General features: G+C 69.8%; 14 protein-coding genes. 7 read left to right on the forward strand and 7 right to left on the reverse strand.

What is annotated here, in order from left to right; translation table 11 throughout:
• Positions 1-90: 90 nt before the first annotated feature.
• Positions 91-1644 (forward strand): TerC family protein, encoded by a 1554-nt coding sequence (locus BM172_RS08130; RefSeq protein ID WP_026635214.1) that lies wholly within the window; start codon positions 91-93, stop codon positions 1642-1644.
• A gap of 3 nt (positions 1645-1647) precedes the next feature.
• Here BM172_RS08130 and BM172_RS08135 read toward each other — a convergent pair whose 3' ends face one another.
• On the reverse strand, positions 1648-2043 hold the full coding sequence (locus BM172_RS08135) for an MAPEG family protein (RefSeq protein ID WP_026635215.1): 396 nt from the start codon (positions 2041-2043) through the stop codon (positions 1648-1650).
• A gap of 159 nt (positions 2044-2202) precedes the next feature.
• Here BM172_RS08135 and ypfJ point away from each other — a divergent pair, with 159 nt between their 5' ends.
• Entirely contained in the window at positions 2203-3066 is an 864-nt protein-coding gene (gene ypfJ, locus BM172_RS08140) for a KPN_02809 family neutral zinc metallopeptidase (protein WP_026635216.1), read from the forward strand.
• Positions 3067-3233: 167 nt separating this feature from the next.
• A complete protein-coding gene (locus BM172_RS08145; protein ID WP_026635217.1) occupies positions 3234-3602 on the forward strand; it encodes a YkgJ family cysteine cluster protein in 369 nt (122 codons plus the stop codon).
• Between the two features lie 37 nt (positions 3603-3639).
• Here BM172_RS08145 and BM172_RS08150 read toward each other — a convergent pair whose 3' ends face one another.
• Both BM172_RS08150 and BM172_RS08155 read right to left on the reverse strand, forming a co-directional pair.
• The gene (locus tag BM172_RS08150; RefSeq protein WP_026635218.1) at positions 3640-4383 is read right to left on the reverse strand and encodes an anti-sigma factor family protein; all 744 of its coding nucleotides are present in this window, start codon (positions 4381-4383) and stop codon (positions 3640-3642) included.
• A complete protein-coding gene (locus tag BM172_RS08155) occupies positions 4370-4942 on the reverse strand; it encodes a sigma-70 family RNA polymerase sigma factor (protein WP_051548662.1) in 573 nt (190 codons plus the stop codon). The genes BM172_RS08150 and BM172_RS08155 overlap by 14 nt, the downstream gene beginning before the upstream one ends.
• Before the next feature lie 144 nt (positions 4943-5086).
• Here BM172_RS08155 and BM172_RS08160 point away from each other — a divergent pair, with 144 nt between their 5' ends.
• A complete protein-coding gene (locus BM172_RS08160) occupies positions 5087-6037 on the forward strand; it encodes a metallophosphoesterase family protein (RefSeq protein WP_026635219.1) in 951 nt (316 codons plus the stop codon).
• Positions 6034-6369 carry a cupredoxin domain-containing protein gene (locus BM172_RS08165; RefSeq protein ID WP_035323316.1) on the forward strand — a complete coding sequence of 112 codons (336 nt, stop codon included), beginning with the start codon at positions 6034-6036 and terminating at the stop codon, positions 6367-6369. The genes BM172_RS08160 and BM172_RS08165 overlap by 4 nt, the downstream gene beginning before the upstream one ends.
• Here the strand turns inward: BM172_RS08165 and BM172_RS08170 are convergent.
• Together BM172_RS08170 and BM172_RS08175 are read right to left on the reverse strand one after the other, a co-directional pair.
• On the reverse strand, positions 6356-7144 hold the full coding sequence (locus BM172_RS08170) for a dioxygenase family protein (protein WP_026635221.1): 789 nt from the start codon (positions 7142-7144) through the stop codon (positions 6356-6358). The two genes, BM172_RS08165 and BM172_RS08170, sit on opposite strands and share 14 nt — an antisense overlap.
• A 111-nt stretch (positions 7145-7255) precedes the next feature.
• Complete coding sequence (locus BM172_RS08175) at positions 7256-9154, reverse strand: DEAD/DEAH box helicase (RefSeq protein ID WP_026635222.1); 1899 nt, start codon at positions 9152-9154, stop codon at positions 7256-7258.
• Positions 9155-9557: 403 nt separating this feature from the next.
• On the opposite strand from BM172_RS08175, the gene fghA reads away from it, so the two are divergent.
• Positions 9558-10403 (forward strand): S-formylglutathione hydrolase, encoded by an 846-nt coding sequence (fghA, locus tag BM172_RS08180; protein ID WP_026635223.1) that lies wholly within the window; start codon positions 9558-9560, stop codon positions 10401-10403.
• A complete protein-coding gene (locus tag BM172_RS08185; RefSeq protein WP_026635224.1) occupies positions 10400-10945 on the forward strand; it encodes a GNAT family N-acetyltransferase in 546 nt (181 codons plus the stop codon). The genes fghA and BM172_RS08185 overlap by 4 nt, the downstream gene beginning before the upstream one ends.
• 106 nt (positions 10946-11051) lie before the next feature.
• On the opposite strand, the gene BM172_RS08190 is transcribed toward BM172_RS08185, so the two are convergent.
• A complete protein-coding gene (locus BM172_RS08190) occupies positions 11052-12389 on the reverse strand; it encodes a DEAD/DEAH box helicase (protein WP_026635225.1) in 1338 nt (445 codons plus the stop codon).
• Positions 12390-12492: 103 nt separating this feature from the next.
• Positions 12493-13161: a class I SAM-dependent methyltransferase gene (locus tag BM172_RS08195; protein WP_026635226.1), complete on the reverse strand. Its 669-nt coding sequence runs from the start codon at positions 13159-13161 to the stop codon at positions 12493-12495.
• Between the last annotated feature and the right edge of the window lie 65 nt (positions 13162-13226).

Genomic DNA, 13226 nt, shown 5'->3' on the forward strand with positions numbered 1-13226 from the left:
GCAATCCTGCCCTTCGTCATGGTCGCTGCGGAAGCGCCCTGTATAGTGGCCGGACTTGCACGGAGGAAGCAGGCGTCCAGGCGCCGACCCATGTTCGCATTCGACTGGCTTGCCGACCCCACCGCCTGGATCGGTCTCTTCACCCTGGTGGTGCTGGAGATCGTGCTGGGCATCGACAACCTCGTGTTCATCGCGATCCTGGCGGACAAGCTGCCGCCGCAGCAGCGCGATCGCGCGCGCCTGATGGGCCTGGGCCTGGCGCTGGCGATGCGGCTGGTGCTGCTGGGCGCGATGTCCTGGCTGGTCAAGCTCACCGCGCCGCTGTTCGACTGGAACGGCTTCTCGCTGTCCTGGCGCGACATCATCCTGCTGCTCGGCGGCGTGTTCCTGCTGTTCAAGGCGACGCTGGAACTGCACGAGCGCCTGGAAGGCGGCGACGGCCATGAAGGCGGCAATCGCGCGCACGCCCGTTTCTGGCTGGTGGTGACGCAGATCGTGGTGCTGGACGCGGTGTTCTCGCTCGATTCGGTGATCACCGCGGTCGGCATGGTCGACCAGCTGTCGGTGATGATGATCGCGGTGGTGATCGCGATGATCCTGATGATCAGCGCCAGCAAGCCGTTGACCGCCTTCGTCAACGCACGGCCCACGGTGGTGATCCTGTGCCTGTCCTTCCTGCTGATGATCGGCTTCAGCCTGGTCGCGGAAGGCCTCGGCTTCCACATCCCGAAGGGTTATCTGTACGCGGCGATCGGCTTCTCGATCATGATCGAGGTGTTCAACCAGACCATGCGCCGCAATCGCCGCCGCCTGCTGTTCAGCAGCCCGCGCAAGCTGCGCGACCGCACCGCGCGCGCCGTGCTGCGCCTGCTCGGCGCCGGCGGCGAGGAAGAGGAAGACGTGTCCAAGGCCGCCGACACGGCCGCCGACACCGGCATCGGCGTGTTCGGCAAGGACGAACTGGCGATGGTGCGCGGCGTGCTGGACCTGGCGCAGCGGCCGGTGCGCTCGATCATGACTCCGCGCACCGAGATCAACTGGGTGGACCCGCGCGAAGACGCCGAAACGCTGCGCGCGGAAGTCACCGCGTCCTCGCATGCGTGGCTGCCGGTAGCGGGCGACGACCTCGACCAGCTGGTCGGCGTGGCCTCCTCGCGCGACCTGCTGGCCAGCCTGCTCGAGCACGGTCGCATCGAGACCGGGCAGGTGGTGCGCAAGCCGCTCACCGTGCTGGAGTCGCTCAGCGTGCTGCGCCTGATCGACGAATTCCGCCGCTCGCCGCTGCAGGTGGCCCTGGTGGTGGACGAATACGGCAGCGTGCTCGGCCTGGTCACGCCGACCGACGTGCTGGAGACCATCGCCGGCGAATTCCCCGGCGAGGACAGCGGCGATCCGTCGGCCGTGCAGGAAACCAGCGGCGCCTGGCTGCTCGACGGCGGCCTGGACCTGCGCCGCGCCGAGCACCTGCTCAACCGCACGCTGAGCGGTGACGGCAGCTTCTCCACCCTGGCCGGCTACGTGCTGGAGCAGCTCGGCCGGCTGCCGCGCGAAGGCGACAGCCTGGACAGCGAAGGGCTGCGCTTCGAGGTGATGGCGATGGACGGCGCGCGCATCGAGCGGCTGCGGGTAACGCCGGCGGACTGAGGCTCAGCCCGGCAGCAAGGCCTTGCCCAGGCCGATCGTGCCGATCGCCAGGGTGGCCAGCAGCCCGATCGCGCTCACCACGAAGCCGCCTTCGCGCCTGGCGGGATCGCGCAGATAGGCCGCCGCGTACCACACGCGCCCGAGCACCCACACCAGCCCCGCGATGCCGGCCCACAGCGGCGCGCCATAGCCGGCGGCCAGCCACAGCGCCGGCAGGAACATCAGGGTCGCCTCCAGCGTGTTCATCTGCACCCGGAACGCGCGCTCGAAGGCGGGATGGCCGCTGGTCGCGGGCGCCTTGATGCCGTACAGCCCGCGGGCGCGGCCCACCACGTAGGAGGTGCCGGCCTGCAGCAGCACGGTGAGCAGGACGACGACCGCGGGGAGGTGCTGGAACATAAATTTCCTTGAGGGTGGGTTGGGGTGGAGCATAGCGAACCCCGACGAGGCGTCACGGTTCGCCGTACCGTCTGTCGGGGTTTTCACCCCAACCTACGTGGCGCGGGCGCAGACATGGCGTTATCGTCCGCCGCGACGCCCACGCAGAAAGGCACCTACATGGATTGGCAGAAAGGCGAGCGCAGTCAGAACGTCGAGGTCGACAGCGGCGGTGGCGGCGGCCCGCGCTTCGGCGGCGGCCGGGGCCTGGGGATCGGCGGCATCGTGATCCTGGCCATCCTGGGCATGGTGTTCTTCAAGGACCCCACCGCGCTGCTCAGCCAGGTCGACCAGGGCGGCGGCCAGGTAGCCGCGCCCAGCGGCCAGCCGGCCCAGGTCGATCCGCAGCAGAAGGATTTCGTCAGCGCCGTGCTCGGCTCCACCGAGAAGACCTGGGGCGATCTGTTTGCCGCCAACGGCCGCCAGTACGTGCAACCCAAGCTGGTGCTGTTCAACGGCGGCGTGAATACCGCCTGCGGCGCGGCCTCGACCGCGGTCGGCCCGTTCTATTGCCCCGGCGACCAGCGCGTGTACCTGGACCTGGCCTTCTTCCAGGAGCTGCAGGACCGCTTCCACGCTTCCGGCGACTTCGCCCGTGCCTACGTGATCGCGCACGAAGTCGGCCACCATGTGCAGAACCTGCTGGGCGTATTCGACCGCGCCGAGCAGGCGCGCCGCCAGGGCGCGCGGATGGAAGGCGCCGATGGCCTGTCGGTGCGCCAGGAACTGCAGGCGGACTGCTTCGCCGGCGTGTGGGCCAATCACAGCCAGGAGCGCCTGCACTGGCTGCAGGCCGGCGACATCGAGTCCGCGCTCAACGCCGCCAGCAAGATCGGCGACGACACCCTGCAGCAGCAGGCGCGCGGCCGCGTGATGCCGGACTCCTTCACCCACGGCACCTCGGCGCAGCGCGTGAAGTGGTTCCGCGCCGGCTTCGACAGCGGCAACGTGAGCAGCTGCAACACCTTTGCCGGCGAGCCCTGAGGGCTGGGAATAGGGAGTAGGGAATAGGGAATCGGCAGAGCGCGCCCACCAATCTCGTGGTGACCGCTCTTCCGATTCCCTATTCCCTATTCCCTATTCCCACGGGCCTCCAGGCCCGTGCACAATCCCGCCGCCGCGCGCCAGGGGGTGCGCTTTCGTCAACCGCGATGAGCCATCCGTGCCTGCGCTGCGGCGCCTGCTGTGCCCACTACCGCGTGGCATTCCACTGGTCCGAGGCCGAGGCCTTCATGGGCGGCACGGTGCCGGCGGAACTGACCGAACAGATCGACCCGCACCGCCTGGCCATGCGCGGCACCCAGGCGCGGCAGCCGCACTGCGTGGCGCTGCAGGGCGTGGTGGGCGAATCGGCGCATTGCGGCATCTATGCCCAGCGGCCTTCGGTGTGCCGCGAAGTGATCCCGGCCTGGGAATCCGGCGCGCCCAGCGCGCAATGCGACAAGGCGCGCGCCGCGTACGGCCTGGCGCCGCTGACGCCGGAAGACTGGGCGGAACCCTTGCAGCCGCAGAGCGCCTGATTCAGCGCGGCGCGCCGAGTCAATGCGACCCGCTGCTTCAATGCGGTGTGTTGTCGAACGCCAGCGCGAACTGCTTCAACTCGCCCTCGTTGAGGTCCGACACCGCCACAAAGCGCATGCCGCCCTGGCGCCAGTCGATCACCGTGTAGCCGTGCCGCCGGGCGATCGCCTGCGGCGTGTCAGCGCCGTCCGCCGGCCACTGGTACAGGTTGATCGCGTGCATGCGGCGCCGGTACACCAGGGCCGCCACGCTGCGTCCGCCGATCGCGTCCAGGCGGCCGCCGGCCAGCGGGAAGCCTTCCTCGGCCAGCTCCTTCACCCGCGGTGCGAAATCCAGCTTGCCCTCGAACCAGGGCTTGACCGTGTGCTGGTCGGTCGAGACCACGTCCATCAGGTGCTGCGGCTGCAGCGAGCGCAGGTGGCCGGAGATCGCCTCGTCGACCACGGCGGCGGGCGCCGCATCCGGCCGCGCCAGCCACAGCCAGGCCGGCGTCGACAGCAGCAGCGCGCCGATGAAGCCGGCCGCGGCGGCCAAGGCCACTGGGTGGCGGCGCGGTGCGGCGACGGGGGCCGGCGGCGCCTCCCATTGGCGGCGCAGCGCGTCGGGCGCGCGGCGGTACAGCTCGGGCTGGGCCAGCGCCTTGCGCAGTCGTTCGTGTTCGCGCTGCGCCGCGGCGCAGACAGGGCAGGCAGCGAGGTGGCGTTCCATCTGCGCGCTCTGGGCGGCGTCGAGCTCGTCGTCGAGATAGGCGTGTAGCAGGCGCGACTCATCGCAGGTCATGGCGGCGCCCCTCCTTCGGTCGATGCGTGAGTTCTTCCCGCAAGCGTTCGCGGGCACGCGCCAGCCGCGACATCACGGTGCCCATCTTCTGGCCGGTGATGGCGGCGATCTCTTTGTACGAACACTCTTCCAGCTCCCGCAGCACCAGCACTTCGCGCCACGTCTCGGGCAGGCGTGCCAGCGCTTCCTGCAGGGCGCCCACGTCCACCGCGAGCAGGGCCACGCTTTCCGGCGACGGGCCGGGATCGATCAACGGATGCGCTTCGTCGTCCAGCGGATCGCGCGCCAGCTCCGGCGCGTGCCTGGCGCGCAGCGTGTAGAAGGTATTGCGCACGATCGCCAGCAGCCACACCCGCGCGTCCGTGCCGTGGAAGCTGTCGAAATAGCGCAACGCCCGCACCATCGCTTCCTGTACCACGTCCTGCGCATCCGCGTCGTTGCGGGTCAGCCAGTGGGCGAGGTTGTAGGCGGCGTCCAGGTACGGCAGCACCAGCGCCTGGAAGCGCGCGTTGGCGGCGGCTTCGGCACGGTGCGGCAGCAGGGGCGCATCGATGGTCATGGGAGCAACTACCTCGCTGCGCGCGACTTTATTCCCGGCGCCGAAAAGCGGGAATAGGCCGCCGGGAGCGCCGGTATTGCGAATCGCCGGCATCGCGTCGATACCGGTCACGCAGGCCTGCCGGCCGTCCATTCGGAGCGCACCATGCAAGATCACGACGACAACCAGAAAGACGCGGTGCGAGGCCGCCGCCAGTTCCTCCAATGCATGGCCTGGGCCGGGGCCGGCACGCTGTGGCTGATGAAGGGCGGGGTGCTGCAGGCCCGTGCCCTGGACGGCCTGGCCGGGGACGAGGCGGCCGATGCCAGCTTCAGCTTCGTGCAGATCAGCGATTCGCATATCGGCTTCCACAAGGAACCCAATCCCGACGTGGTCGCCACGCTGCGCGCCGCGCTGGCCAAGATCAACGCGCAGCCGGACAAGCCGGATTTCCTGCTGCACACCGGCGACCTCACCCACCTGTCCAAGCCGGAGGAATTCGACACGCTGTCCGGCGTGATGCAGGAAGCGAAGGCGGCGCACACCTTCTACGTGCCCGGCGAGCACGACGTGATCGGCGACAACGGCGCGGAGTTCTTCCGCCGCTTCGGCCAGCGCCAGTCATCCGGCGGCTGGTACAGCTTCGACCATCGCGGCGTGCATTTCGTCGGCCTGGTCAATGTGCTGAACCTCAAGGCCGGCGGCTTCGGCTCGCTCGGCGCCGACCAGCTGGCGTGGCTGAAGAAGGATCTCGCGTCGCGCTCGGCGGAAACGCCGGTGGTGGTGTTCGCGCACATGCCGCTGTGGCAGCTGTATCCGCAGTGGGGCTGGGGCACCGACGACAGCGCCGAGGCGATGAGCTATCTGCGCCGCTTCGGTTCGGTCAGTGTGCTCAACGGGCATATCCACCAGATCCAGCAGAAGGTCGAAGGCAACATCACCTTCTACACCGCGCGCTCGACGGCGTATCCGCAACCCGCACCGGGCAAGGCGGATGCGCCAGGGCCGCTGAAGGACATCGCGCCGGGCTCGCTGCAGACCTACCTGGGCGTGCGCGAAGTGCGCCACGTGCGCGGCAAGCAAGCGCTGGCAGTGACCGAGGAGGTGCTGGCATGAGCGGCTGGCGGGCATGGCTGCGCGCGCTGGCGCTGGGCGTGGCGGCGCTGGGCGCGGGCCCGGCCGCCGCCGGCAAGGCGCCGGCGGCGAAGGTCGAGATCAAGCATTTCGCCTTCGCGCCCGAGGTGCTGACGGTGACGGCGGGTACGCGCGTGGTGTGGACCAACCGCGACGACGAGCCGCATATCGTGGTCAGCGCCGGCAATCGCTTCGCTTCGTCGAAGGCGATGGACACCGACGAGACCTACGCAACGGTGTTCGACCGGCCGGGCACCTACGCCTACTTCTGCTCGATCCACCCGCACATGGTCGGCACGGTCATCGTGCGCTGAAGCGATAGATATCCATCGCCAGGAACCCCAGGTCGATGCCCGCGTCGATGCGTTCGGCGCGGGCCTCGGCGCCGGCGGCGCCGAGCGCCAGGAACAGCGGCAGCAGGTGTTCGTCGGTGGGATGCGCGCGTTCGGCGAACGGTGCCTGGCGGCGGTAGTCGAGCAGTGCTTCCACATCGCCCGCGGCAAGCTTTTCTTCGATCCAGCCGATGAACGGGCGCACGTAAGGCGCTTCGTTCTCTTCGCTGAAACCGGCACGGAAGTCGTGCAGGTTGTGGGTGATGCTGCCCGAGCCGATCACCAGCACGCCTTCCTCGCGCAGCGGCGCGAGCGCGCGGCCGACTTCGTACTGGTGGCGCGGGCCCAGCATCGGCTGGATCGACAGCGGCACCACCGGAATGTCCGCCTTCGGGTAAAGCAGGCGCAGCGGCACCCAGGCGCCGTGGTCCAGGCCCTGGCGCGGGTCGAGCATGGTGGGCAGGCCGGCGCGGTCCAGCAGTTCCACCGCGCGCGCGGCCAGGGCCGGCTCGCCCGGGGCGGGGTAGCGGACCTCGAACAGTTCGCGCGGGAAGCCGTAGAAGTCGTGCACGGTCTCGGGGCGCAGCGCGCCGCCCACGGTGGGCTGGCGCGCCAGCCAGTGGGCGGAAGCGATCAGGATGGCGCGCGGACGCGGCATGGCCTGGGCCAGTTCGGCCAGGCGCTCGCCGACCTGGCCCGGTTGCAGGGCAGTCATCGGCGAGCCGTGGGAGATGTAGAGGCTGGGCAGGGCGGTCATGGCGGCGGTCTCGTGGGGACCGCCTTAATGTAGGACCGCCTTGGCGGCACGGTAGCCGTGCCGTATCGGACTAAGCGTTGCGCGAGCGGAACGATGAGCGGCGCGCGCCGCTCAGTACTTCTTCTTGAACGGCTTGCCGCCCTGCGGACGCTTGCCCGGGCCGCCCTTGGCCGGACCCTTGAAGCCGCCCGGACGCGGACCGCTGCGGCGCGGCGGGGCCTCGCCGGCGCCACTGTCGTCGCCGTCCCATTCCTTGATGCGCAGCTGTTGCTGGCTCACCCACACCTTCTTGAGGTGCTCGAACACTTCCTTGGGCATGCCGTCGGGCAGGTCGATCAGGCTGTATTCGCCGCGGATGCTCAGGCGGCCGATGAAGCCGCTTTCCAGCCCGGCCTCGTTGGCGATGGCGCCGATGATGTTGCCCGGCTTGACGCCGTGCTCGTGGCCGACCTCGACGCGATAGGTGCGCTTGCCTTCCTCGGTCTGGTGCGGACGCACCGGGCGCGTGCCGAACTCGCGCGGGGCGCCGTCGCGGTCGCGCGGCCGCTGCTCGCGCTCGCCGCGATCCTGCTGGCTGTTGCGCGGGCCGTCGCGGTCGGCGCCGCGGCGATCGTCACGGCGGTTGTCCTGGCGATCGTCGCGCTCGCGCGGCGCGAAGTCGCGTTTCGGCGGCGGCGTCAGCAGCAGCGGCTGGTCGCCCTGGGCGATGCGCGCCAGCGCGGCGGCGATCTCGACCGCCGGGATGTTGTGCTCCTGCTCGTACTGCTCGATCAGCTGCTGGAACAGCTCCAGCTCGCCCACCGCCAGGGTGTCGCTGATGCGCTGCTTGAAGCGGGCGATGCGCACGTCGTTCACCGCCTCGACGGTGGGCAGGCGCATTTCCTCGATCGGCTGGCGCGTGGCACGCTCGATCGCGCGCAGCATGCCCTTCTCGCGCGGCGTGACGAACAGGATCGCCTCGCCGCTGCGGCCGGCGCGGCCGGTGCGGCCGATGCGGTGCACGTAGCTTTCGGTGTCGTAGGGGATGTCGTAGTTGAGCACGTGGCTGATGCGTTCCACGTCCAGGCCGCGCGCGGCCACGTCGGTGGCGACCAGCACGTCGAGCTTGCCGTCCTTCAGCTGCTGGATCACGCGCTCGCGCTGCGCCTGGGCGATGTCGCCATTGATCGCGGCGGCGGCCAGGCCGCGCGCCTGCAGCTTCTCGGCCAGTTCCTCGGTGGCCTGCTTGGTGCGCGCGAAGATGATCATCGCGTCGAACGGCTCGGCCTCCAGGATGCGCGTCATCGCGTCCAGCTTGTGCAGGCCGCTGACGAACCAGTAGCGCTGGCGGATATTGGCGGCGGTGGTGGTGGACGACTTGATCGTCACCTCGACCGGTTCCTTCAGGTGCTGCTGCGCGATCTTGCGGATCGGCGCCGGCATGGTCGCCGAGAACAGCGCGACCTGGCGCGACGGCGGGGTGGCCTGCAGCACCTTTTCCACGTCGTCGATGAAGCCCATGCGCAGCATTTCGTCGGCTTCGTCCAGCACCAGGAACTTCAGCTCGGACAGGTCGAGCGTGCCGCGCTCCAGATGGTCGATCACACGGCCGGGCGTGCCCACCACGATCTGCACGCCGCGCTTGAGCGCGTGCAGCTGCGGGCCGTAGCTCTGGCCGCCGTAGATCGGCAGCACCTGCAGGCCGGGCATGTGCGCGGCATAGCGCTGGAACGCCTCGGCCACCTGGATGGCCAGTTCGCGCGTCGGCGCCAGCACCAGCGCCTGCGGCTTGCCGGGCTTGAGCTCGATGCGCGAGAGGATCGGCAGCGCGAACGCGGCGGTCTTGCCGGTGCCGGTCTGCGCCTGGCCCAGCACGTCGCTGCCTTCCAGCAGCGGCGGAATAGTGGCGGCCTGGATCGGCGACGGCGACTCGTAGCCGACGTCGGACAGTGCCTTGAGCACTTCCGGCTTGAGCGCGAGCGCAGCGAAGCCGGCGGCCGCCGGCTGGGATTCGGAGGACGGGGAGGACATGGGGAACCTCGACAGGGCAGGCGCGGCGCGCATGCGTGAGAAGGCGGCCATTGTAGCAGCCTGGCTGGCCTGAGCCGTGGGATGTATGGCTAAAAAACCGTTCTGCATGGATTCTGGCAGCAAATCTCGGCTGTGGCGGGAGCGGTGACGGCAGGCGGTTGGGGGTGTGGGCGGAGCGGGGCACATCACGCTTGCGCTCCGCCCGTACCCTCATCCCAGCCCCTCTCTCCCACGGGGAGGGCACAGGGATGTGCCCGGCTTTGAGGAGCGAGGAAGGTGGCGGCAGCCGGATGAGGGTACGGGCGGAGCGGCGCGCATCACCCTTATATCGCGACATTTTCAGCCCGGTGCACCAGCGGGTGTTTATCATGCCCACCCGCTACGCCATGGTTGAGGAGACGGCATGTCCGAGATCGAGATCGTCGCCGAGCAGCGCAGTTTCGGCGGCGTGCAGGGTTTCTACCGCCATGTATCGGAGACTTGCGGCGGCCCGATGCGCTTCGCGGTCTACCAGCCGCCGCAGGCCGCCACGCGCGCCTGCCCGGTGCTGTATTTCCTGGCCGGCCTCACCTGCACCGAAGAGACCGCCACGATCAAGGCCGGCGCGCAGCGCATGGCGGCGGAACTCGGCCTGGTGCTGGTGATGCCCGATACCAGCCCGCGCGACACCGGCATCGGAGGCGCCACCGGCGACTGGGAATTCGGCGAAGGCGCCGGCTTCTACGTGGATGCCACCGTGGCGCCGTGGTCGGCGCGCTTTCGCATGCACAGCTACGTGGTGGACGAGTTGCCGGCGCTGCTGGCGCGGCAGTTTCCGGTAGATCTTGCACGCAGCGGCATCTGCGGCCATTCGATGGGCGGCCATGGCGCGCTGACCATCGCGCTGAAGCATCCGCAGCGCTATCGCTCGGTGTCGGCGTTCGCGCCGATCGTTGCGCCGACCCAGGTGCCGTGGGGGCACAAGGCGCTGCCGCGCTATCTCGGCGACGACCCGGCCGCGTGGGCGGCGTACGACGCCTGCGAGCTGGTGCGCGAGCACAGCTTCGACGGCGAGATCCTGATCGACCAGGGCGAGGCGGATAAATTTCTCGCCGAGCAGCTGCGCCCGGAATTGTTCGACCAGGCCTGCGCGGAATCCGGCCAGGCCCTGCGGCTGCGCCGCCACGCCGGCTACGACCACAGTTATTACTTCATCGCCAGCTTCATCGAGGATCACCTGCGTCATCACGCGCGGGCGCTGGAGGCATGACGCTGCTGACCACGCCGCGCACGCGCATCCGCCATGCCGGCGAGGCGGACGCCGCGGCGCTGTGGCAGTTCCGCATGGACAATCGCGCGCATCTCGCGCCGTGGGAGCCGTTGCGCGAAGAGCGCTACTACACGCAGGGCCATTGCGCGCAGACCATCTTCGACTGGCGCGAGTCGATCCGCCTGGACCGCGGCTATCCGTTCCTGGTGTTCGATCCCGACGAGCGCGAAGTGATCGCCACCTTCAACCTGGCCAACCTGGTGCGCGGCGTGTTCCAGGCCTGCCACCTCGGCTATGCGGTGGCGCAGAAATGGCAGGGGCAGGGCCTGATGCGGGAGGCGCTGGAGCTGGGCCTGGCCTGGGCCCTCGGTCCGCTGGGCTTGCACCGGGTGATGGCCAACTACATGCCGCGCAACGAGCGCAGCGGGCGGCTGCTGGAGCGGCTGGGCTTCCAGCGCGAAGGCTACGCGCCGCGGTATCTATGCATCGCGGGCACGTGGGAGGACCACGTGCTGACGTCGCTGATCCATCCCAAGGGGTAGGTTGGGGTGAGCCGTAGGCGAACCCCAACGTTCGCCACCTTGTAAGCGTCTCGCATCGTTGGGGTTCGCCTTCGGCTCACCCCAACCTACGCCGTGCGCTGCGTGCTCAGGCCTTCGCGGCCGGACGCCGGCGGCGCCGGCGCTTGTGATTGCCATCGCTGGCGCGCTCGCTGCCCGCCTGCTGCGCATGCCCATGCGGGCGGTGCGATGCGGGACGCGACTGGCGCTGGCCCTGCGACGACTGGCGCTGCCCCTGCGGCTGGCGCTGGCCCTGCACGGGGCGCGGCGCGCCGGCGTCCAGGCGCAGCGGCTGCGAGGGTTCGAAGCCGGCCACGTCGGTGACCGCGATCTCCTGCTTGAGCAGGCGACGGATGTCGCGCAGCAGGCCGGATTCGTCGTGGCTGACCAGCGACACGGCCAGGCCGTCGGCGCCGGCGCGGCCGGTGCGGCCGATGCGGTGCACGTAGTCCTCGGCCACCATCGGCAGGTCGAAGTTGATCACGATCGGCAGCTGGTCGATGTCGATGCCGCGCGCGGCGATGTCGGTGGCGACCAGCACGGTGATGCGGCCGGTCTTGAAATCGCTGAGCGCGCGGGTGCGGGCGTTCTGGCTCTTGTTGCCGTGGATCGCCGCGGCGCGCAGGCCGGCGGTTTCCAGGTAGCGCACCAGCTTGTCGGCGCCGTGCTTGGTACGGCTGAACACCAGGGTCTGGCGGCGGCTGTCCTGGGCCAGCACGTGCAGCAGCAGGTCGCGCTTGCGCGCGGCGTCCACCGGATGCACGTGGTGGCTGACCGTGGTGGCCACGGTATTGGGCGGCGTCACCGACACTTCGCGCGGCTCATGCATGAACTGCATGGCCAGCGCCTTGATCGGCGGCGCGAAGGTGGCCGAGAACAGCAGCGTCTGGCGCTGCTTCGGCAGCGCCGAGAGGATGCGCTTGAGCGCCGGCAGGAAGCCCATGTCGAGCATGCGGTCGGCTTCGTCCAGGATCAGCGTTTCCACGCCGGAGAGGTCGATGCTGCGCTGCTGCATGTGGTCGATCAGGCGGCCCGGGGTGGCGATCACCACGTCCACGCCGCGGCGCAGGGCCTGCATCTGCGGACCCATGCTGACACCGCCGAAGATGGTGGTGCTGCTGACGCGCAGGTGGCGGCCGTAGTCGCGCAGGTTGTCGTTGACCTGGGCGGCCAGCTCGCGGGTGGGGGTAAGCACCAGCGCGCGCGGGCGGCGCGTCATGGTCGGGCCGGCGGAGGCCAGCTTGTGCAGCAGCGGCAGCGCGAACGCGGCGGTCTTGCCGGTGCCGGTCTGCGCGGCGGCCAGCAGGTCGTGGCCTTCCAGCACCACGGGAATGGCGCCGGCCTGGATCGGGGTGGGGTTGGCGTAGCCCTGATCGGCGAGCGCACGCAGCAACGCGGGCGCGAGGCCCAGCGATTCGAAAGACATGGATGGATGCTCCAAGGCGCAACCCGGAGCGTCTGGCGAACCGCGTTGCAGTGTTCAAAAGGGGAGGGCGGCGGTTGCCGCGCCGCCGAGTATAGCCGAATTGTTACGCCGCCGCTTGGCGCGGCCGGCGCGCCACCAGCAGGTAGCTGTTGAAGGGCGTGCGGCCGAACAGCGGGCCCATGCTGACCGCCAGCCCGGCGGCTTCCAGCGGCGGCCGCAGTTCCTCGGTCGACGGGTAGTGCTGGGCCCCGCCGCGGATGAGTCCGCTCACGCGCAGCCACACTTCCTCGGCGCGGGTGGCCTGGAAGCGCCAGCTGCCGTCGCGCAGCACGCTGCGGATCACCAGCACCCCGCCCGGGGCGAGCCGGGCGATGGCCGCCTGCAGCAGCGTGGCCTGCGCGTCGCGCGGCAGGTAATGCAGCATGTCCAGCAGCGCGACGTGCCCGCGCAGGTCCGGCAGCGCGGCGGCATCGGCGGCGTGCAGTTCGATCGCGTGCTCGATGCCGGCGCGGCGCACCGCCACGCGGCCTTGGGTGATCTTGCGCTCGTCGCGATCCAGCCCGACGTAGCGCGGCAGCGCGCCGCGCGCATGCAGGTACAGCCCGAGCAGGCCGATGCCGCAGCCGATGTCGAGCAGGGGCAGGTTGCAGCCCGCGATGGCGTCGGCGGTGGCCGCGTACACCGGATCGGAGGCGAGCTTGCCGCGCACGTAGCCGCGCTGGAAGCGGCCGTCGTAACAGGCGGCAATGCGTCGATGCGAGTGGGGATCCATCGGTTCGCAAAAAATCTCGATGCAGGGAGACTAGCGTTCGCGCGACAGCGATACCACCGGCACGA

This window comes from Dyella marensis, from assembly GCF_900112865.1.
Taxonomy (GTDB): Bacteria; Pseudomonadota; Gammaproteobacteria; order Xanthomonadales; family Rhodanobacteraceae; genus Dyella_D; species Dyella_D marensis_A.

Bases quoted from the DNA above. Each gene is read 5' to 3' on its own strand.
- BM172_RS08130 (WP_026635214.1), top strand. From the start codon at position 91: ATGTTCGCATTCGACTGGCTTGCCGACCCCACCGCCTGGATCGGTCTC.
- BM172_RS08155 (WP_051548662.1), bottom strand. From the start codon at position 4,942: ATGACCATCGATGCGCCCCTGCTGCCGCACCGTGCCGAAGCCGCCGCC.
- BM172_RS08135 (WP_026635215.1), bottom strand. From the start codon at position 2,043: ATGTTCCAGCACCTCCCCGCGGTCGTCGTCCTGCTCACCGTGCTGCTG.
- ypfJ (WP_026635216.1), top strand. From the start codon at position 2,203: ATGGATTGGCAGAAAGGCGAGCGCAGTCAGAACGTCGAGGTCGACAGC.
- BM172_RS08195 (WP_026635226.1), bottom strand. From the start codon at position 13,161: ATGGATCCCCACTCGCATCGACGCATTGCCGCCTGTTACGACGGCCGC.
- fghA (WP_026635223.1), top strand. From the start codon at position 9,558: ATGTCCGAGATCGAGATCGTCGCCGAGCAGCGCAGTTTCGGCGGCGTG.
- BM172_RS08175 (WP_026635222.1), bottom strand. From the start codon at position 9,154: ATGTCCTCCCCGTCCTCCGAATCCCAGCCGGCGGCCGCCGGCTTCGCT.
- BM172_RS08145 (WP_026635217.1), top strand. From the start codon at position 3,234: ATGAGCCATCCGTGCCTGCGCTGCGGCGCCTGCTGTGCCCACTACCGC.
- BM172_RS08170 (WP_026635221.1), bottom strand. From the start codon at position 7,144: ATGACCGCCCTGCCCAGCCTCTACATCTCCCACGGCTCGCCGATGACT.
- BM172_RS08150 (WP_026635218.1), bottom strand. From the start codon at position 4,383: ATGACCTGCGATGAGTCGCGCCTGCTACACGCCTATCTCGACGACGAG.
- BM172_RS08160 (WP_026635219.1), top strand. From the start codon at position 5,087: ATGCAAGATCACGACGACAACCAGAAAGACGCGGTGCGAGGCCGCCGC.
- BM172_RS08185 (WP_026635224.1), top strand. From the start codon at position 10,400: ATGACGCTGCTGACCACGCCGCGCACGCGCATCCGCCATGCCGGCGAG.
- BM172_RS08165 (WP_035323316.1), top strand. From the start codon at position 6,034: ATGAGCGGCTGGCGGGCATGGCTGCGCGCGCTGGCGCTGGGCGTGGCG.
- BM172_RS08190 (WP_026635225.1), bottom strand. From the start codon at position 12,389: ATGTCTTTCGAATCGCTGGGCCTCGCGCCCGCGTTGCTGCGTGCGCTC.